Here is a 20,445-nt window from a genome sequence, read left to right on the forward strand (position 1 = left end):
GCGGATTGCGAATCAAGTCTTGCTTGGAAGGACCTAAAACTTGCGTGCGCGCAGCATATCACAGAACCGATACCGGAGTTCACGGCGAAATGTGCGTGAAAGCACCGCGCGGCGGGGTTTTGCCGGATTGCCGCGACCTGCGGGAACAGTGTTTTGCAGACCGCCCGGTTGCACGCTGCGCAGATGCAAAAAAGGCTGCCCGAAGGCAGCCTTTTCCTCGTGCTCGGGAACAGTGGATGCTTAGTCGACCGCGCCTTCGCGGCTCGCGCGGCGACGCTCGTGCTCCTTCAGGAAGCGCTTGCGCAGGCGGATCGACTGCGGCGTCACTTCGACGAGTTCGTCGTCGTCGATGAATTCGACCGCGTATTCCAGCGACATCTGGACCGGCGGCACGAGACGCACGGCTTCGTCGGTACCCGACGCGCGCACGTTGGTCAGCTGCTTGCCCTTGATCGGGTTCACGACGAGGTCGTTGTCGCGGCTGTGAATGCCGATGATCATGCCCTCATACAGCGCGTCGCCCGGCTTCACGAACATGCGGCCGCGATCCTGCAGCTTCCACAGTGCGTAGGCCACCGCTGCGCCGTCGTCCTGCGAGATCAGCACGCCGTTGCGGCGCTCGAACACCGAGCCGTCCTTGACCGGTGCGTACGAGTCGAAGATGTGGCTCATCAGGCCCGTGCCGCGCGTGAGCGTCAGGAATTCGCTCTGGAAGCCGATCAGGCCACGCGCCGAGATCTTGTATTCCAGGCGCGTGCGGCCGCGGCCGTCCGACGCCATGTCGAGCATTTCGCCCTTGCGGCGGCCCAGCTCTTCCATCACGCCGCCCTGGTGTTCGTCTTCGACGTCGACCGTCAGCAGCTCGTACGGCTCGTGACGCACGCCGTCGATTTCCTGCATCACGACGCGCGGACGCGACACGGCGAGTTCATAGCCTTCGCGGCGCATGTTCTCGACGAGAATCGTCAGGTGCAGTTCGCCGCGGCCCGACACTTCGAACACCGTTTCGTCGCCGGTATCCTTCACGCGCAGCGCGACGTTGTGGTTCAGTTCCTTCATCAGGCGGTCGCGGATCTGGCGGCTCGTCACGAACTTGCCTTCGCGGCCGGCGAGCGGCGACGAGTTGACGAGGAAGTTCATCGTCAGCGTCGGCTCGTCGACGGTGATCATCGGCAGCGCTTCCGGCGTGTCGACCGCGCAGATCGTCGCGCCGATGCCGACGTCTTCAATGCCGTTGATCAGCACGATGTCGCCCGCTTCGGCCGATTCGACCTGCACGCGCTCGAGGCCCTTGAACGACAGCACCTGGTTGATCTTGCGGTTCAGCACGTCGCCTTCCGGGCCGAAGCGCATCACGACCGGCTGGCCCGGCTTGATGCGGCCGCGCGTGATACGGCCGACGCCGATCCGGCCGACGTACGTCGAATAGTCGAGCGACGTGATCTGGAGCTGCAGCGGTGCTTCCGGATCGGCCGGGCGAACCGGCACGTGCGCGAGGATCGACTCGAACAGCGGGCGCATGTCGCCTTCGCGGGCAGCCGGGTCGAGCGACGCGTAGCCGTTCAGGCCCGACGCGTAGACGATCGGGAAGTCGAGCTGCTCTTCGGTCGCGCCGAGCTTGTCGAACAGGTCGAAGGTCTGGTTGATGACCCAGTCGATCCGTGCGCCCGGACGGTCGATCTTGTTGACGACGACGATCGGCTTCAGGCCGAGCGCGAGCGCCTTCTTCGTGACGAAGCGCGTCTGCGGCATCGGGCCTTCGACCGCGTCGACGAGCAGCAGCACCGAGTCGACCATCGACAGCACGCGCTCGACCTCGCCACCGAAGTCCGCGTGCCCCGGCGTGTCGACGATGTTGATGTGCGTGCCTTCGTATTCGACCGCGCAGTTCTTCGCGAGAATCGTGATCCCGCGCTCTTTTTCGATGTCGTTCGAGTCCATCACCCGCTCCACCATCTGCTGGTTCTCGCGGAAGGTGCCGGACTGGCGGAGCAGTTGGTCGACGAGCGTGGTCTTGCCGTGGTCGACGTGGGCGATGATGGCGATGTTGCGAAGGGCGCGGGTCATAGAAACCTGGAAATCGTTTGAACGCGCAAACGCGCGCGCTCGTTTTCACGGGCGCGCGTTGCAGCTTGGAGAGCCTCAAATTATAGCACGTACGAGTGTCGAAAGCTGATCCATGCGTTGCAACGCAGCAAAACGGGCCGCTCCGCCCCGCGCTACCGAACAGGCCAACCCTCTTCCGCCTCACCGCCGGCCGGCCGAAAAACCTTATCACGATAAGGGATTCTCGCCAGACGGAGCGCGCGTTTTGCCGTTCGATTAACATTTGCCGCGGCAAGCAATTGTACCTATACTGCTGCCTAGTCAACTATTGCAGCTTCAGGGTTTTATGTCGGATTCTCCTACCCCACCGCCCGTTTCGCCGCTGTCTTCGTATCAGATGAACGACAGCGTCGGTTATCTGATGTCGCGCGTGAAGTCGGTGATGACCAACCTCGTCACGCAGCGCACGCAGGAAGAGCTCGGCATCACGGGCACGCAGGCGAGCATGCTGTTCATGATCGCCGTCGGCAGGTGCTCGACGGCCGCCGAACTCGCGCGCGAATACGGGATCGACGCAAGCGCGGTCACGCGCCTGCTCGACCGGGTCGAGAAACGCGGCCTGCTGTCGCGCGTGCGCAGCGTCGAGGACCGACGCGTCGTGCGCCTCGAGCTCACCGACGAAGGCCGTGCGCTGGCCGAACGGCTGCCGCCCATTTTTCGCAGTGTTCTCGACCAGGTGCTGGACGGGTTTACGCCGGAAGAAGTCGGGTTCCTGAAGAGCATGCTGCGCCGCATTCTCAGCAACTATTGCGAGACGGCCGGCGGTAGCATCACGTAATAGTTGCCATAACAATTACTTTTGACAGATTAATGTAAGGAAATCCTTGCAGTGTCCATCATTCATTCCGAGTCAGGGGTTAGCGCGATGAAATCCTCCCCGTTGTCCGTGCGCGCCGGGTCGTGCCGCGCCGCCGTCGCCGCCGCGGTCGCCGCGCTGGCGCTGGCGGGCTGCGCGAATTACATCGGCATCAAGAGCGACAAGCAGATCGCACCCGCGTCGCAATTCGAATCCGCCCAGAGCCTGCCGGCCCAGGGCGGCCAATGGCCGGCGCTCGACTGGGCCAGCCAGTTCGGCGATCCGCAACTGCCGAAGCTGATCGACGAAGCGCTGCAGGGCAACCCGTCGATCGCGCAGGCGCAGGCGCGCATCGCGAAGGCCTCGTCATACATCGAATCGTCGCGCTCGAACCTGATGCCGAAGGCCGAAGCCAGCTATTCGTGGACGCGCGAGCTATATTCGTCGAACGCGCTGTTCCCGCCCCCGTACGGCGGCCAGTGGTACAGCGAAAACAATGCGCTCGCGAGCGCCTCGTGGGAACTCGACCTGTGGGGCAAGAACCGCGAGCGCCTGCACACGGCCGTGTCGCAGGAAAAGGCCGCCGAAGCCGACATGCAGCAGGCTCGCATCACGCTCGCGTCGTCGGTCGCGCGCACCTACAACTCGCTCGCACAGCTCTATGCGCTGCGCGACATCGCGCAACGCGAGATCAACAACCGCGAGACGGTCGGCAAGATCACCGACGGCCGCGTATCGGCCGGCCTCGACACCAACGTCGAACGCCAGACGGCCCGCGGCAACATCGCGACGACCCAGGCCTCGCTGTCGGACCTCGACGGCCAGATCACGACGGTGCGCTACCAGCTCGCCGCGCTGCTCGGCAAGGGCCCGGATCGCGGGCTGCAGATCGCGGCGCCCGTGATGAACCCGAGCGGCAACGTCGTGCTGCCCGGCAACCTGCCGGCCGATCTCGTGTCCCGCCGCCCCGACATCGTCGCCGCGCGCTGGCAGGTCGAAGCCGCGATGCACGACGTGAAGGAAGCGAAGGCCGAGTTCTACCCCGACGTGAACCTCGCGGCCGGTTTCGGCTTCGATGCGTTCGGCTGGGGCAAATTCCTGAACTTCGCGAGCCGCCAGGCGCAGTTCGGCCCGGCGATCCACCTGCCGATCTTCGATGCCGGCGCGCTGCGCGCCCAGCTCAAGGGCCGCTACGCCGACTTCGACCTGTCGGTGGCGAACTACAACCAGACGCTGATCAGCGCGCTGAACGACGTCGCGACGCAGGTCGCGTCGATCCGCGCGGTCGATCGCCAGATGGGCGACGCCCAACGTGCGCTCGACGCATCGACGCGCGCATACGATCTCGCGGTCATCCGCTACAAGGCCGGCCTGTCGCCGCAACTGCAGGTGCTGACGGCGGACAGCAACCGCCTCGCATCGGAGCAGACGGTGACCAATCTGAAGATGCGCCGGCGCGACATGCAGCTCGCCCTGATCAAGGCGCTCGGCGGCGGGTTCGACGCGACCGGCACGCCGCTCGCGGCGCCCGATGCGGCCACGCCGACCAAACAGGCCGCCAACTGATCCGGCGCCACCCACTACGCAGACACTCGAAATAACGGACGGAGAAAATCGCCATGAGCGACCAACAAAACGCCGCCAGCGCGCAGCCGCAGAATAACGGCAAGCGCAAACGAATGATGACGCTGCTCGTCGCGGTCATCGTGATCGCGGCCATCGCATACGGCCTGTACTACTTCCTCGTCGCCCGCTTCCATGAAGACACCGACGATGCGTACGTGAACGGCAACGTCGTGCAGATCACGCCGCAGGTCACCGGCACCGTGATCGCCGTGAAGGCGGACGACACGCAAACGGTCAAGGCCGGCGATCCGCTCGTCGTGCTCGACCCGGCCGATTCGCAGGTCGCGCTGCAGCAGGCGGAAGCCAACCTCGCGCAGACGGTGCGTCAGGTGCGCGGCCTGTTCGTCAACGACGACCAGTACCGCGCGCAAGTCGCGCTGCGCCAGTCGGACCTGTCGAAGGCCCAGGACGACCTGCGTCGCCGCGTGGCCGTCGCGCAGACGGGCGCCGTGTCGCAGGAAGAAATCTCGCACGCCCGCGACGCGGTGAAGGCCGCGCAGGCATCGGTCGACGCCGCGCAGCAGCAGCTCGCATCGAATCGCGCATTGACCGCGAACACGACGATCGCATCGCACCCGAACGTGATGGCCGCCGCCGCGAAGGTGCGCGACGCGTACCTCGCGAACGCACGTAACGTGCTGCCGGCGCCGGTCACCGGCTACGTCGCGAAGCGCTCGGTGCAGGTCGGCCAGCGCGTGTCGCCCGGCAACCCGCTGATGTCGGTGGTGCCGCTCAATGCCGTGTGGGTCGACGCGAACTTCAAGGAAGTCCAGCTGAAGCACATGCGCATCGGCCAGCCGGTCGAGATGACGGCCGACATCTACGGTTCGTCGGTCACGTACCACGGCAAGGTCGTCGGCTTCTCGGCCGGCACGGGCTCGGCGTTCTCGCTGCTGCCGGCGCAGAACGCGACCGGCAACTGGATCAAGGTCGTGCAGCGCCTGCCGGTGCGGATCGAACTCGACCCGAAGGATCTCGACAAGCATCCGCTGCGCATCGGCCTGTCGATGCAGGTCGACGTGGACATCAAGGACGAACGCGGCGACCAGCTCGTCAACGCGCCGAATACCGTCTACGAGACCAACGTGTTCGCGAAATACGGCGACGAAGCCGACGCCGAAATCGCGCGCATCATCGCCGAGAACGCAGGCGGCAACGCGTCGGCGCCGGTCGCGGCGAAGCAGAGCAGCGCCGCGAAAATGATGTAACCGTTCCGACTTCGGAAAGGCAACCGACATGGCACAGGCTCCTGCCTCCTACCCGCCCCTGCAGGGCGGACAACTCCTGCTCGGGACGATCGCAGTGTCGCTCGCGGTGTTCATGAACGTGCTCGACACGTCCATCGCGAACGTCGCGATCCCGACCATCTCGGGCGACCTCGGCGTGTCGTCCGACCAGGGCACGTGGGTCATCACGTCGTTCGCGGTCGCGAACGCAATCTCGGTGCCGCTGACCGGCTGGCTGACCGACCGTTTCGGGCAAGTCCGCCTGTTCCTCGCGTCGATCATCCTGTTCGTCATCTCGTCGTGGATGTGCGGACTGGCGCCGAGCCTGCCGTTTCTGCTCGCGTCGCGCGTGCTCCAGGGTGCGGTCGCCGGGCCGATGATTCCGCTGTCGCAAGCGCTGCTGCTGTCGAGCTATCCGCGCGCGAAGGCACCGATGGCGCTCGCACTATGGGCGATGACGACGCTGATCGCGCCCGTCGCGGGCCCGATTCTCGGCGGCTGGATCTCGGACAACTATTCGTGGCCGTGGATCTTCTACGTCAACATCCCGGTCGGCATCGCCGCCGCCGCCGCGACGTGGGTGATCTACCGCAATCGGGAGTCGGCCGTGCGCCGCGCGCCGATCGACGGCGTGGGCCTCGCGCTGCTGGTCGTCTGGGTCGGCTCGCTGCAGATCATGCTCGACAAGGGCAAGGATCTCGACTGGTTCGCGTCGACGACCATCATCGTGCTCGCGCTGACCGCTGTCATTGCGTTCGCGTTCTTCGTGATCTGGGAGCTGACCGCCGAGCACCCGGTCGTCGACCTGTCGCTGTTCCGCATGCGCAACTTCACCGGCGGCACCGTCGCGCTGTCGATCGGGTACGGCCTGTACTTCGGTAATCTCGTGCTGTTACCGCTGTGGCTGCAGACCCAAATCGGCTACACCGCGACCGACGCCGGCCTCGTGATGGCGCCGGTCGGGTTGTTCGCAATCCTGTTGTCGCCACTCACCGGGAAGTATCTGCCGCGCACCGATCCGCGCTTCATTTCGACTGCGTCGTTCCTGACGTTTGCGCTGTGCTTCTGGATGCGTTCGCGCTACACGACAGGCGTCGACGAATGGTCGCTGACGCTGCCGACGCTCGTGCAGGGCATCGCGATGGCGGGCTTCTTCATCCCGCTCGTGTCGATCACGCTGTCCGGCCTGCCCGGCCACCGCATTCCCGCGGCGTCCGGCCTGTCGAACTTCGTGCGGATCATGTGCGGCGGCATCGGCACGTCGATCTTCCAGACCGCGTGGGATCATCGGAACAACTTCCATCACGCGCAACTGGTCGAGCAGGCGAACCCGTACAACCCGACGTTCAATCAGGCCGTCGCGCAGATGGGCAACCTCGGTCTGACGCGGGATCAGGCGCACGGCCTCATCAACAACATGGCCACGCAACAGGCCGCGCAGCTCGGCGTGAACGATCTGTTCTATATCTCGGCGGCAATCTTCGTGCTGCTGATCGGACTGATCTGGATCACGAAGCCCGAACGGGCAGGCGGCGGCGATGCGGGTGCGGCGGCGTCGGCGGCGCACTGAGCGCTACCCGGCAGCGCATCACTGCGCGATCACGCCAAACAAAAAGCCCGGTCGAAATCGACCGGGCTTTTTTCATTCTGCTGCGTGCACGTGCGTGCGCCGCTGCATCATTGCGCCGTCACGACGAGCCGTTCCGGTGCAAGCACGCCATTCGCCTTGCGTGCCACGCCGAGCAATCGCGTTGCGTCGTACACGCGCACACGCTCGCCGTCGGCCGCGTCGATCGGGTCGAGCGCCGACAGCGGCAGGCGCTGGCCGTGCAGGAACCGCTTCGCGGACGCATCGTCAAGCCGAATAGCCGGAAACGTCGACAGCAGCGCATCGACCGGCTGAAGCCATGCATCGCGCGCCGCTTCGGCAGCGTCCGACAGCGCATCGAGCGTCACCGCATGCTCGAGCGTCAGCGCACCGACGCCCGTGCGACGCAGCATCGTCAGATGCGCGCCGCAACCCAGCGCCTCGCCGATATCCTCCGCCAGCGTGCGCACATACGTGCCCTTGCTGCAGGTCACGCGGAACGTCACGTCGGGCAGCGCGCAGGTGAGCAGCTCGAGCGCGTGGATCGTCACGTTGCGGCCTTCCCGCTCGACGGTCTGGCCGGCACGCGCATATTCGTACAGCGGCTTGCCGTCGCGCTTGAGCGCCGAATACATCGGCGGTACCTGCACGATGTCGCCGGTGAAGCGCACGAGCGCGGCTTCCACCGCCGCACGATCGCATTCGACCGGCCGCGTGTCGATCACGTCGCCTTCCGCGTCGCCGGTGGCCGTACGCTGGCCGAGACGCATCGTCGCTTCGTAGGTCTTGTCGGCGTCGAGCAAGTCCTGCGAGAACTTGGTCGCCTCGCCGAAACACAGCGGCAGCAGGCCCGAAGCCAGCGGATCGAGCGTGCCGGTGTGACCGGCTTTCTTCGCGAGAAGCAGGCGCTTCGCACGAATCAGCGCATCGTTGCTCGACAGGCCGACCGGCTTGTCCAGCAGAAGAACGCCGTCCAGCACGCGCCGGGGCACGCGCGGACGTTGGGGTGCTGCATTCGTCATAGGCCGGTCGAGCTCAGTCGTCCTTGGCAGGCGCGTCGGCCTCGTCGTCGTCCTTCGCGCGCGTCGAGTTCGCTTCCTTGATCAGGCGCGACATTTCGACGGCCTTCTCGATCGTCTGGTCGTAATGGAAATGCAGCGTCGGCACCGTATGAATGTGCAGGCGCTTGAACAGCAGGTTGTGCAGGTGACCCGACGCATGGTTCAGCGCCTCCTGCGTCTTGTCCGGATCGCCGGTGAGCGCCGTGAAGTAGACCTTCGCGTGCGCATAGTCCGGCGTGAGCTCCACGCTCTGGATGGTCACGATGCCGATGCGCGGATCTTTGACCTCGCGCATGATGAGTTCGGACAGATCGCGCTGAATCTGGTCGGCGATCTGAACGTTGCGATTGGGGGAAGTACGTTTCCTGGACATGATCGATCCGTGATCCGTTTATCAGGATGAAGCGGCGGCCATGTTCGGCACGCCACCATGAAAATGGGCGGGGCAAGCCCAAGCCTGCCCCGCCCATGAGCCGATACGCGACGATTACAGCGTACGTGCGACTTCGGTCACTTCGAAGACTTCGAACTGGTCGCCTTCGACGATGTCGTTGAAGTTCTTCACCGACATACCGCACTCGAAGCCTTGCTTCACTTCCTTCACGTCGTCCTTGAAGCGCTTCAGTGATTCGAGTTCGCCCGTGAAGATCACGACGTTGTTGCGCAACACGCGCACCGACGACGAGCGCTTGACGATACCGTCCGTCACCATACAGCCGGCGACTGCACCGATCTTCGGTACCTTGAAGACCTGACGCACCTCGACCATGCCGGTGATGACTTCGCGCTTCTCCGGCGCGAGCATGCCCGACATCGCCGCCTTCACCTCATCCACTGCGTCGTAGATGATGTTGTAGTAGCGGATGTCGATGCCGTTCGACTCGGCCAGCTTGCGCGCCTGTGCATCCGCACGCGTGTTGAAGCCGATGATGACCGCCTTCGATGCCGTCGCGAGGTTGACGTCGTTTTCGCTGATGCCGCCCACCGCGCTGTGCACGATCTGCACGCGCACTTCGTCGGTCGACAGCTTGAGCAGCGACTGCACGAGCGCTTCCTGCGAGCCCTGCACGTCGGCCTTGATGATGAGCGGCAGGTTCTGCACTTCACCTTCGCCCATCTGCTCGAGCATGCTTTCCAGCTTCGCGGCCTGCTGCTTCGCGAGCTTCACGTCGCGGAACTTGCCCTGACGGAACAGCGCGATTTCACGCGCCTTGCGCTCGTCCGGCAGCACGATCACTTCCTCGCCCGCACCCGGCACTTCCGACAGACCCTGGATTTCGACCGGAATCGACGGGCCGGCTTCCTTCGTCGGCTTGCCGTTCTCGTCGAGCATCGCGCGCACGCGGCCGTAGGCCGTACCCGCCAGCACGACGTCGCCGCGGTTCAGCGTACCGGACTGCACGAGGATCGTCGCGACCGGGCCTTTCCCCTTGTCGAGCTTCGCTTCGATCACGATACCCTTGGCCGGCGCTTCGACCGGTGCCTTCAGTTCCAGCACTTCGGCTTGCAGCAGCACGTTCTCGAGCAGATCGTCGATACCCGCGCCCGTCTTTGCCGACACCGGCACGAACGGCGAATCGCCGCCGTATTCTTCCGGCACGACGCCTTCCGCGACCAGCTCCTGCTTGACGCGATCGAGGTTCGCGTCCGGCTTGTCGATCTTGTTGATCGCGACGACGATCGGCACGCCGCCCGCCTTCGCGTGGGCGATGGCTTCCTTCGTCTGCGGCATCACGCCGTCGTCGGCTGCCACCACCAGCACCACGATGTCGGTCGCCTTCGCGCCGCGTGCACGCATTGCCGTGAACGCTTCGTGACCCGGCGTATCGAGGAACGTGATGACGCCACGCGGCGTGTCGACGTGATACGCGCCGATGTGCTGCGTAATGCCGCCCGCTTCGCCCGCGGCAACCTTCGCACGGCGAATGTGGTCGAGCAGCGAGGTCTTGCCGTGGTCGACGTGACCCATGACCGTGACGACCGGCGGACGCGGCAGTTGCTCTGCATCGGTACCCGTTTCGCCTTCGACGAGCAGCGCTTCCGGATCGTCCAGCTTCGCGGCAACCGCGCGGTGGCCCAGTTCCTCGACGATGATCATCGCCGTTTCCTGGTCCAGCACCTGGTTGATCGTGACCATCTGGCCCATCTTCATCATCACCTTGATGACTTCGGAGGCCTTGATCGACATCTTGTGCGCGAGATCGGCAACCGACACGGTTTCCGGCACGTGCACTTCGCGAACGATCGGTTCGGTCGGCGCCTGGAACGTCGAGCTGTCCTGGTGACGGCCGCGACCCTTCGGGCCGCCGCGCCAGCCGCGGTCGACGCCGCCGCTCGAGTCGCCGCGCGTCTTGATGCCGCGACGCTTCGACGCGTCGTCCTGCCAGCCGCCCTTGCCGGCACCCGGCTTCTTGTTACGGTCGCCCGCGCCTGCCGGCGCCTGCGTCGTGGCCGGTGCCGCGGCGCCGGCCGGCTTCTTCACGGCCGGACGCGCCTGCGCGCCTTCCGGCTTCGCCGGCTTGTGCAGCGTGCCCTTCGCTTCGGCCGGCTTCGGCGGCTCGACCGGCTTCGGCGGCTCGACTGCCTTGACCACGGCCTTGCGCGGCGTGTTCATCATTTCGCGGATCGCGCGTGCTTCGGCTTCCGCCGCCGCGCGACGCTTGCTGATCTCTTCCTGCTCGGCGCGCGCCTTGTCGGCCGCCTCGCGGGCAGCGTCCTCGGCCTTCTTCGCCGCTTCGCGCTGCGCCGCGCGTTCGGCGGCTGCGCGTGCTTCGTCCTGCGCGGACTGCGTCGGCGCCGTTTCCTGCTCGGCTGCGGCGGCCTGCTGGGCTGCCGCCTGCTGCGCTGCCGCGGCTTCCGCCGCGGTACGCTTCGCCGCTGCCTCTTCCTCGGCGCGACGGCGCTCGGCCTCGGCCGCTTCCTCGCGGGCGCGACGTTCGGCTTCCTCGCGTTCGAGGCGTTCCTGACGCTCGCGCAGCTCCTGCGCCTGCTTCTCGAGCAGCTCGGCCTCGCGGCGCGCCTCTTCCTCGCGACGCTTCAGTTCTGCATCGTCGTCCGCTTCGGCGACCTGCGCCTGACCCTGTTCCGCACCTTCGCTCACGTCGTCGCGCTTGACGAACGTACGCTTCTTGCGAACCTCGACCTGAATGGTGCGAGCCTTGCCCGTCGCGTCAGATTGCTTGATCTCCGACGTATGCTTGCGGGTCAGCGTGATCTTGCGCTTGTCGCCGTCAGTTGCGCCGTGCGACTTGCGCAAATGATCGAGCAGACGCGCCTTGTCCGCTTCGGACAGCGCATCGTCTTCACTCGCTTTCTGGACGCCCGCTGCCTGCAGCTGTTCGAGCAGCACACCAGCAGGCATTTTCAGTTCCGCGGCAAATTGGGCTACGTTGTTACTCGCCATTCATTCCTCTTAGTGCAAGGACCGATTCCTTGCGGTTAGCATCGGGTCAGGCCATACGGCCGCCATCAAATCAGTGCGCCATGGTCATTTCTCACTGGAACCAATGTTCACGTGCTTTCATGATCAACGCCTTAGCGGCATCCTCTTCCATCCCGGTCATGTCGACCAGTTCATCTACAGCCAGTTCGGCGAGATCGTCGCGCGTCTGCACGCCGTGTTCGGCCAGCTTCGCGAGCAACTCCGGCGTGATGCCGTCGAGGCTCTTGAGATCCAGCGCTGCGTTCTCGACCTTTTCTTCGTTCGCGATGGCCATCGTCAACAGCGCGTCGCGTGCGCGGTTGCGCAGTTCGTGCACGGTGTCCTCGTCGAACGCTTCGATTTCGAGCATTTCGTTGAGCGGCACGTACGCGATCTCTTCGAGGCTCGTGAAGCCTTCGTCGATCAGGATGTCGGCAACTTCTTCGTCGACGTCGAGACGCGCCATGAACAGTGCACGCAGCCGGTCGCGCTCTTCGCCCTGCTTCAGGGCGGATTCGTCCGGCGTCATGATGTTGATCTGCCAGCCGGTCAGTTCGCCGGCAAGGCGAACGTTCTGACCGCTGCGGCCGATCGCGACAGCCAGTTCGTTTTCGTCGACGACGACGTCCATCGAATGCTTTTCTTCATCGACGACGATCGACTGGACAGCTGCCGGCGCGAGCGCGCCGATCACGAACTGGGCGGGATCCTCCGACCATAGCACGATGTCGATGTTTTCGCCACCGAGCTCGTTGCGCACGGCCTGCACGCGGGAGCCGCGGATGCCGACGCAGGTGCCGATCGGATCGATCCGCTTGTCGTACGCGATGACGCCGATCTTCGCGCGCACGCCCGGGTCACGGGCAGCCGCCTTGATCTCGAGCAGGCCCTGCTCGATTTCCGGCACTTCCATCTCGAACAGCTTCATCAGGAATTCGGGCGCCGTGCGCGACAGCTCGATCTGCGGGCCGCGCGCGGTGCGGTCGACCTTCGCGATGTACGCACGCACGCGGTCGCCCACGCGCAGGTTTTCCTTCGGGATCAGTTGATCGCGGCGCAGCAGCGCCTCGACGCGGCCCGATTCGACGATGAAGTTGCCCTTGTCGAGGCGCTTCACCGCACCCGTCATGATCTTTTCGCCACGCTCGAGGTAGTCGTTCAGGATCTGCTCGCGCTCCGCGTCGCGCACCTTCTGCAGGATCACCTGCTTCGCGGCCTGCGCGCCGATGCGACCGAACTCGATCGACGGAACGGGTTCCTCGACATACTCGCCGACTTCGACGTCGGGCTTCTGCTCACGTGCTTCGAACAGCAGGATCTCGCGATCCGGCTCCTGCAAGCCTGCCTCGTCGGGCACGACGAGCCAGCGACGGAAGGTTTCGTGCTCGCCGCTTTCGCGATCGATATGGACGCGGATTTCGGCGCCTTCGTCGAACAGCTTCTTGGAAGCGGACGCGAGCGCAGCCTCGAGGGCGCCCAGCACCACATCCTTGTCGACGTTTTTCTCGCGCGCCAGCGCATCCACCAGCATCAACACTTCGCGACTCATTATTTGCGGCTCCTAAAGTCAACTTGCGGAATCAGGCGGGCTTTATCGATATCGGCCAGCGTGAAATCCAGCATGGCTGCCTCGCCCTTCTTCCCCTCAAATTCCAAACCGATCGTTTCGCCATTCGGCGCGTGCAGAATGCCCCGGTACGTCTTGCGCCCGTCCAGCGGCTTTTTCAAGGTCACGGAAACTTCGCTGCCGGCGAAGCGCTCGAAGTCGGCCAGCTTCTTCAACGGGCGGTCGAGCCCCGGGGACGAGACTTCGAGCCGTTCGTAATCGATGTTTTCGACCGTCAAGACGTGCTGGAGCTGACGCGTGACCTTTTCGCAATCTTCGAGCGAGATGCCGGCAGGCTGATCGATATAGATGCAAAGCATGCCGCGCCCGGTGCGCTCGAGATCCACCAGCTCGTAGCCGAGCCCGGTGACCGTGGTTTCTATCAGTTCCGTCAGTTGCACTGTGTCCTCTCAGGTGTTCGCGCCCGCCGCTCGCGATTACACCCGCGGGCGCGCGCCTTAGCCGGCGCAGGAAGCGCTACCCGAGATGCCTAACCGTTTCAGCAAAAAAAAATGGGCGGAACGCCCATCTTCTCTTACTGGTGGTCGCACCTGAGCCGCACATTGAATCCGTACGCCCAGCGACTCCGCGATTATAGCGATTTTTGGCGCAAACGCCAAGCCAGCCGGTAAAAGCAGCGTGTCGGCTGCCTTTACGGACCGAAAATGCGAAATCGGGCTGCCCGATCGACCGATACCACCCTACCGAACCGGCGATCGTCGTTGCCGCGGCACGCGACAACGATGCAGCCGAAACCCATCAACGCCATGCGTCGTGTCGACAAAACCGGCCGGACGCCGGCCAGGCCGACGAGCCGGCGGCTTTGCGCCGCCGTACGCCAATCAATAGGCGCTTAGCGGCTGCGCGTCCGACTGCGCTGCGGACGCTGACCGCCGCGCGGGCCGCCGTTGCCGGCGCCTTCGGCACGATTGGTGTTCGGATTGCGGTTGCCGCCGCCCTTGCTGCCGCCGCGCTTGCCACCCGCGCCATCGCGCTTGGGGCCGGCGCCATACGACGCACGATTGCCGTCGACATCGCGACCGCCGCCGGTGCGATTGCCGTCGCGGCCACCGCCCGTGCGATTGCCATCACGGCCGCCGCCCGGACGGTTACCGTAGCCCGACGGCGCAACCGGCAGGCTGCCGTAGCCGCTCAAGCCCGGCAGGCCCGGCCCGCCGCGTCGGCCACCGCCGCGACGCGGCTGGTCGAGTTGCCCGTGCGTCGTCAGCACCGGCTCGCGGCTGATGAAGCCCATCGACGTCTGCATCGGATCGGGCTGGCGACGCTCGGTCGGCGCGGCAGCGCCGCGCTTGCCCTTCTCCTCGGACGGCGCCTTCAGGCCGACGGTCGCCATCAGCTTGCGCACCTGCGCGTCGTCGAGCTCTTCCCAACGGCCACGCTTCAGGCCGCGCGGCAGCGGAATCGGGCCGTGACGCGTACGGATCAGCCGGCTCACCATCAGGCCGACCGCCTCGAACATCCGGCGCACTTCGCGGTTGCGGCCTTCGGCCAGCGCGACGTGATACCAGTGGTTCGTGCCTTCGCCGCCGCCATCGCGGATGCGCAGGAAATTCGCCGGACCGTCGTCGAGCTCGACGCCGTGCAGCAGCTTCTGCCGCATGCCTTCGGCCAGCTCGCCGACGACGCGCACCGCGTACTCACGCTCGACGCTGTAACGCGGATGCATGAAGCGGTTCGCGAGGTCACCGGAGGTCGTCAGCATCAGCAGACCTTCGGTATTGAAATCGAGGCGGCCCACCGCAAGCCATTTCGCCGTCTTCATCGGCGGCAGACGGTCGAACACCGACGGACGGCCTTCCGGATCCGCGTGGCTGACGATTTCGCCCGTCGGCTTGTGATACAGCAGCACGCGCGGCGGCTTGTTCGGCAGCTTGCGCTTGACCGGCTTGCCGTTGATCCGCACCTGGTCGGTCGGCATGATCCGCTGGCCGATGTGCGCGGGCTCGCCGTTCACCGACACGCGGCCGGCGACGATCAGCTCTTCCATTTCGCGGCGCGAACCCATGCCCGCTTCCGCCAGCACCTTGTGGAGCTTCGGCGCGTCGTCGTCCGGCGACAGCACGCGCTTGTTCGCAGGCTGCTGGCCGCGGCCGCGGCGCAGCATCGGCGCACGCACGCCGCTGCCGCCCGCGGAGTTGTCCGCGTCGAAGGCAGGCGACGTCACGTACGCGAACAGTTCGTCCTCGGACGCATCGCCCTCCACGGCCTTCGCCGAGCCGCCTTCGGCCTTCGGTGCACCGCGACGGCCCTGGGCGCCTTGGCCACCCTGGCCGCCCTTCGCCGCGCCTTCGCGCTTGCCGGCCGGCTTGCGACCGCCCTTGGCCGCGCCTTCCTTGCGTGGCGCACGCGCCGGCTGCGCGTCGGCAGCCTCGACCGGCTGCGCATCCGCACCCTCGGCACCCTGCGGCTCGCCTTCGGCGCCCTTCGACTTGGCCGCCGCGCGACGCCGCGCGATCAGGCTGCGCGGGCCGCGCCGCAGACCGCGGCGGGGACGCTCGTCGCCACCCGCGGCCGAAGCATCCTGCTCCGGCGCATCGTCGGCACGCGCTGCCTGCACGGCAGGCGCGGACGATTCAATATCGTGGATATCTGTCAAAACAACCTCAAAATGTCAGGTCTCGCGCCCGGCGGGGGCGCGGCAAGAAGTTGGCCGCGATCAGGCGCGACGCTGTTTGGGTTCTGCTTCGTCGTCCGGCAGCGCGTCGGCGCCGATCGGCGCACTGGCGCTTCGTACGGCATCCGCGAGACTGTCGGACGTGTCGTCCAGCGTCTCGTCGTCCGCGGGACGGGAACGGGAGGCGTCGGCCTGATCGGCCTCGCCGGGCATGTCGCCGGCCGCTTCCGCCCCGTCTCCGGCAGCCGCTTCGGCGGCCGGCTTGCGATCTTCCTCGCTCCAATCCGCACGCTGCGGCTCGGGCTGCACACCGGTCGGCACTGCTTCGGCGCCAACCTGTTCCGTATGTTTCGTATGTTCCGTTTGCCCGCGATCAGCATCGAGCGTATCGCGACCCGGAATTTCCTGCGTCGACGCGACGTCGGCCGGCACCTCGACCGACTGGCCGGCGGGCGCTTCATCCGCGAGCGCCTGCGGCACGTCGGCCGCCGCATCGTCGGCCACCGGCATCTCACCGTCGAAATCCATGGCCTGCTGCGCAAGCAGCGCGGCCTCGATGTTCGCGGCCGGCTCTTCGAGCGCCGGCAGGTCGTCGAGCGCCTTCAGGCCGAGATCATCGAGGAACTGCTTGGTCGTCGCATACAGCGCCGGACGCCCCGGCACGTCGCGATGACCGATCACCTCGATCCAGCCGCGATCCTCGAGTTGCTTGACCACCTGCGTATTGACCGTGACGCCGCGAATCTCTTCGATGTCGCCGCGCGTGACGGGCTGCCGGTACGCAATGATCGCGAGCGTTTCGAGTACCGCGCGCGAATATTTCGGCGGCTTCTCGGGATGCAGGCGATCCAGATAATGACGCATCGCCGGCTTGCTCTGAAAGCGCCATCCGGTCGCCAGCGCCACCAGTTCGACACCGCGACCGGACCAATCCTGTTTCAGATCTTCGAGCAACGTGCGGACCGTGTCAGCCGACACGCCGTCGGCAAAGAGCTTGCGCAAATCGCCGAGCTTCAGCGGTTCCTGCGCGCAGATCAAAGCAGTCTCGAGGACGATCTTCGCCTCTTGGGTATTCATGCAGCTAGGCCAGACCCTGTGGTCAAACGAACCGGATCAACAAACAGACGAAAGGAACGGAAGACGCGCTCGCCCGATTCTGATCGGTCATATTGATGGGAGCACGAACCGGGGGGCGGCGAACCAACTTCAGGCCAGGCCCAAACCGGACGGAACAGCACGGCTCAACGACGGAACCGCGTGACTGAACGCCATATTACGCAAAATTGCCCGGTGCGTAAAGATGAGCGGAACAGGCCGCCGCACGGCGCGGGCGTCCGCTCCGACCCCGCTTCAGCGTGCGGCCGCGCCGTGCGCCAGGAACCGGCGCAGCCGCTCGACGCCCGCGTCGAGCCGCGCTGGATCGCACGCATAGCACCAGCGCACGAACCCTTCCCCCTCCGGGCCGAACGCGCGACCGGGCGCCAGGCCGAGCCCCGCGTCGCGCACCAGCGTCTTGCAGAACGCCAGGCTGTCGGCCGCGCCCGGCAGCCGCAGGAACAGGTACATCGCGCCCGGCGGAGGCGGCACCTCGACGCCCGGCAGCGTCCGCAGCGCGGCGACCAGGTGATCGCGCGCGTCGCGCAGCGCCGTGACGAACGACCGCACGAACGGCTCGCCGTCGCGCAACGCGACCTCGGCCGCGGCCTGCACGAAGCCCGGCGCACACGACGTGTTGTATTCGACGAGCTTCGACAGGTCGCCCATCACCGATGCCGGCGCAATCAGCCAGCCGAGCCGCCAGCCCGTCATCGCCCACGCCTTCGAGAAGGAATTCACGACCACGACGCGCTCGTCGCGAGACGCGATATCGAGGAACGACGGCGCGCCGCCCTCGTCGAACGCGAGCCGCTCGTACACCTCGTCGGCGACCAGCCAGATACCGTGACGACGGCAATGGGCGAGCACGGCCTGCTGATCGTCGCGCGACATCGTCCAGCCGGTCGGGTTGTTCGGCGAATTGATCAGCAGCATCCGCGTATCGGGCGTCAGCGCCGCGAGCAGCCGGCCGACGTCGAGCTGCCAGCCCGCGTCGCCGTAGCCGAGCGGCACGCAGTCGACCTGCGCGCCGAGGATCTTCGGAATCTCGACGAGATTCGGCCACAGCGGCGTGACCGCGACGACACGCTCGCCCGGCCCGACCAGCATCTGGGCAGCCAGCATCAGCGCACTCACGCCGGAACTCGTCACGGCTACCGTGTCGGCCGCCGTCGCACCGTGACGCATGCCGACATAGGCCGCGATCGCGTCGCGCAGCGGCGCCGCGCCGAGATTGTGCGTGTAGAAGGTCGCGCCGTCGCGCAGCGCCGCCGCCGCGGCGTCGCGGATGAAGTCCGGCGTCACGCGATCGGATTCGCCGAACCAGAACGGCAGCATGTCCGGCACGCCGAAGCCGGCGTTCGCGACCTCGCGGATCAGCGACGGACGCAGCGCGTGCACCGCGGTGCGCGCCGCCGGCTCATCGTTCGTCGGGAAAAAACCTGCGGAATGCGTCATCGAGAACCACCGCCCAGGAACACGATCCGCGTAGTGTACCGGCCGGCAAGCCGGACCGGCGCGCGCCGATGCACGTCAGTCGAGATCCTCGGCCCTCGCCGGCATCTGCCGCACGAGCTCCCAGATCGCCTGCGCGGCAGGCGACAACGACCGGTCGCGGCGACGCACCAGTTCGACGGTGCGTTCGGTGCGCGGCGTGAGCGGCCGTGCGACGAGCGTCGAGCCGGCGGGCAGCGGCAGCGACAGCCACGGCTGCACGCTCACGCCGACACCGGCCTCGACCAGCCCGAACACGGTCGCCGAATGCCCGAGTTCCTGCATGACCGTCGCGTTGACGCGATGCGTGGCCAGCGCCGCATCGATCAGCGGCCGGCTGCCCGACGCATGATCGAGCAGCACGAGACGCTCGCCGTCCAGCGCCGTCCACGGCACCTCGGCCCGGGCCGCGAGCGGATGGTCGGCGCGCGCGATAAGGCAGAACGAATCGGTCATCAACGGCTCGCAGACGAGATCGGCGACCGTCAGCGGCCCGATCACGACGCCGAAGTCGACTTCGCTCGATTTCACCTTGCGCAGCACGTCGCTCTGCACGTCGTCGCGCAGGCCGAGCGTCACGAACGGGAACTGGCGCTCGCACGACGCCACCACGCGCGGCATCAGCCTGCATGCGATCGTCGGGCTTGCCGCGACGATCACGCGCCCGCGGCGCTGCTCGCCGATCTCGCGAATCTCGCGCAGCGTGTCGTCGAGATCGTCGAGCAGGCGCGACACGCTCGCGATCAGGTTCGCGCCGACGTCGGTCAGTTGCACGTCGCGCGTCGTGCGGTCGATCAGCTTCAGCCCGAGTTCGGCCTCGAGCTCGCGCACGCAACGGCTGACCGCGGACTGCGTGAGCCCGATCTCGTCACCCGCCCGACTGAAGCTCTTGAGCCGCGCGACTTCGATGAATACGCGAAGCTGGCGCAGCGTAACGTTCATGTCCTGACCTCATCAATCGTCGCTATCGATGCACGATTTTAATGCGCGAAACCGGCTTCGGTGAACCAATCCGGCACCCGTCGCACATGTTTCGCTGCGGTGCAATATGTTCGCAAACGCACGTGACATGGGCGAATTGCACAAGATTGGTGATTGTCCCGATTTGCTCACGGGTTATTTTGGCGTCTTATACGCCCCTAGCTGACTTAGCCGTTAGCTCGCTGCCAAGCGGCTCTCGAGGGATTCACCTCCGACATGGCACGCTTCGTGCATAACCTTGCGCACAGGGTGCAGGTTCGTCGGACGGAAGAGCAGAAACGCCGCTGCCGGCCAACCGGACGCCCCCACCCGGCACTCGACGATCGAGTGCTTGAAGAGTGCGCGGCGCAGGGCAGCGCACCGGAGTTAGCTTCGCTGAGGTGAGGACATGATGCTGTTCGACGATTTGAGAGATAACGAGTGGGCGCTGGTCGAGGGTCTGTTTTGCTCGGAGCCCGCACGGAGTGAGCGGCGCGGCCGTCCCCGCGTGGAAGCCCGATCGGTGGTCAACGCGGTGCTGTGGGTGCTGTCGACGGGTGAAGGCTGGTCGAAACTGCCGGGCCGCTATCCGTCCCCGCCGACCTGCCGCCGCCGCTTCGACGAATGGCAGGCGGACGGTACGCTCGCCGAAATCGTGAAACGACTCGGCACCAGCGGCCGGCAGATCTCGCTGCGCGGACGCATCGGCGCCAGTGCGGCGAAGCCGCCCGCCCCGCCGAGCCGCGACCGGCTGCGCGGCGCCTTCTGGACCAATCCGGAATCCTGGCGCGCGCCCGTCAAGATGGCGTAACGCATGCTTGATCGGGCGGC

General features: G+C 66.1%; 14 protein-coding genes and 1 pseudogene. 5 read left to right on the forward strand and 10 right to left on the reverse strand.

The window, feature by feature from the left end:
• Positions 1-240: 240 nt before the first annotated feature.
• Positions 241-2,067, reverse strand: coding sequence for a translational GTPase TypA (gene typA, locus HWW87_RS08680; protein ID WP_175819961.1), 1,827 nt, complete (start codon positions 2,065-2,067; stop codon positions 241-243).
• Between the two features lie 325 nt (positions 2,068-2,392).
• Between typA and HWW87_RS08685 the strand changes: the two genes are divergently transcribed.
• The 4 genes from HWW87_RS08685 to HWW87_RS08700 all read left to right on the forward strand — a co-directional run bounded on the left by HWW87_RS08685 (position 2,393) and on the right by HWW87_RS08700 (position 7,324).
• Positions 2,393-2,884 carry a MarR family transcriptional regulator gene (locus HWW87_RS08685; protein ID WP_174429482.1) on the forward strand — a complete coding sequence of 164 codons (492 nt, stop codon included), beginning with the start codon at positions 2,393-2,395 and terminating at the stop codon, positions 2,882-2,884.
• An 87-nt stretch (positions 2,885-2,971) separates the two neighbouring features.
• Positions 2,972-4,468 (forward strand): efflux transporter outer membrane subunit, encoded by a 1,497-nt coding sequence (locus tag HWW87_RS08690; protein ID WP_175819962.1) that lies wholly within the window; start codon positions 2,972-2,974, stop codon positions 4,466-4,468.
• A gap of 53 nt (positions 4,469-4,521) precedes the next feature.
• Complete coding sequence (locus HWW87_RS08695; protein WP_175819963.1) at positions 4,522-5,736, forward strand: HlyD family secretion protein; 1,215 nt, start codon at positions 4,522-4,524, stop codon at positions 5,734-5,736.
• A 28-nt stretch (positions 5,737-5,764) separates the two neighbouring features.
• Positions 5,765-7,324 carry a DHA2 family efflux MFS transporter permease subunit gene (locus tag HWW87_RS08700; RefSeq protein ID WP_175819964.1) on the forward strand — a complete coding sequence of 520 codons (1,560 nt, stop codon included), beginning with the start codon at positions 5,765-5,767 and terminating at the stop codon, positions 7,322-7,324.
• Positions 7,325-7,431: 107 nt separating this feature from the next.
• On the opposite strand, the gene truB is transcribed toward HWW87_RS08700, so the two are convergent.
• From truB to HWW87_RS08745, 9 genes are all read right to left on the reverse strand, one after another.
• A complete protein-coding gene (truB, locus tag HWW87_RS08705; protein WP_175819965.1) occupies positions 7,432-8,364 on the reverse strand; it encodes a tRNA pseudouridine(55) synthase TruB in 933 nt (310 codons plus the stop codon).
• 13 nt (positions 8,365-8,377) lie between these two features.
• Positions 8,378-8,776: a 30S ribosome-binding factor RbfA gene (rbfA, locus tag HWW87_RS08710; RefSeq protein ID WP_006495346.1), complete on the reverse strand. Its 399-nt coding sequence runs from the start codon at positions 8,774-8,776 to the stop codon at positions 8,378-8,380.
• A 114-nt stretch (positions 8,777-8,890) separates the two neighbouring features.
• The gene (gene infB, locus HWW87_RS08715; protein WP_175819966.1) at positions 8,891-11,806 is read right to left on the reverse strand and encodes a translation initiation factor IF-2; all 2,916 of its coding nucleotides are present in this window, start codon (positions 11,804-11,806) and stop codon (positions 8,891-8,893) included.
• 91 nt (positions 11,807-11,897) lie between these two features.
• Positions 11,898-13,373 carry a transcription termination factor NusA gene (nusA, locus tag HWW87_RS08720; RefSeq protein WP_174429487.1) on the reverse strand — a complete coding sequence of 492 codons (1,476 nt, stop codon included), beginning with the start codon at positions 13,371-13,373 and terminating at the stop codon, positions 11,898-11,900.
• Positions 13,373-13,831, reverse strand: coding sequence for a ribosome maturation factor RimP (gene rimP / locus HWW87_RS08725; protein ID WP_011351796.1), 459 nt, complete (start codon positions 13,829-13,831; stop codon positions 13,373-13,375). Before rimP ends, nusA begins: the two co-directional genes overlap by 1 nt.
• 452 nt (positions 13,832-14,283) lie before the next feature.
• A complete protein-coding gene (rluB, locus tag HWW87_RS08730) occupies positions 14,284-16,047 on the reverse strand; it encodes a 23S rRNA pseudouridine(2605) synthase RluB (protein ID WP_175819967.1) in 1,764 nt (587 codons plus the stop codon).
• Between the two features lie 60 nt (positions 16,048-16,107).
• The gene (gene scpB, locus HWW87_RS08735) at positions 16,108-17,142 is read right to left on the reverse strand and encodes an SMC-Scp complex subunit ScpB (protein ID WP_175819968.1); all 1,035 of its coding nucleotides are present in this window, start codon (positions 17,140-17,142) and stop codon (positions 16,108-16,110) included.
• A gap of 273 nt (positions 17,143-17,415) precedes the next feature.
• Positions 17,416-18,618 carry a pyridoxal phosphate-dependent aminotransferase gene (locus HWW87_RS08740; protein WP_175819969.1) on the reverse strand — a complete coding sequence of 401 codons (1,203 nt, stop codon included), beginning with the start codon at positions 18,616-18,618 and terminating at the stop codon, positions 17,416-17,418.
• Positions 18,619-18,693: 75 nt separating this feature from the next.
• Positions 18,694-19,596 carry a LysR family transcriptional regulator gene (locus HWW87_RS08745; protein WP_175819970.1) on the reverse strand — a complete coding sequence of 301 codons (903 nt, stop codon included), beginning with the start codon at positions 19,594-19,596 and terminating at the stop codon, positions 18,694-18,696.
• Between the two features lie 430 nt (positions 19,597-20,026).
• Here HWW87_RS08745 and HWW87_RS08750 point away from each other — a divergent pair.
• Positions 20,027-20,413: pseudogene (locus HWW87_RS08750) on the forward strand (transposase); the annotation flags it as partial.
• Between the last annotated feature and the right edge of the window lie 32 nt (positions 20,414-20,445).

It is taken from the genome of Burkholderia sp. BCC0419 (genome assembly GCF_902830285.1).
Taxonomy (GTDB): Bacteria; Pseudomonadota; Gammaproteobacteria; order Burkholderiales; family Burkholderiaceae; genus Burkholderia.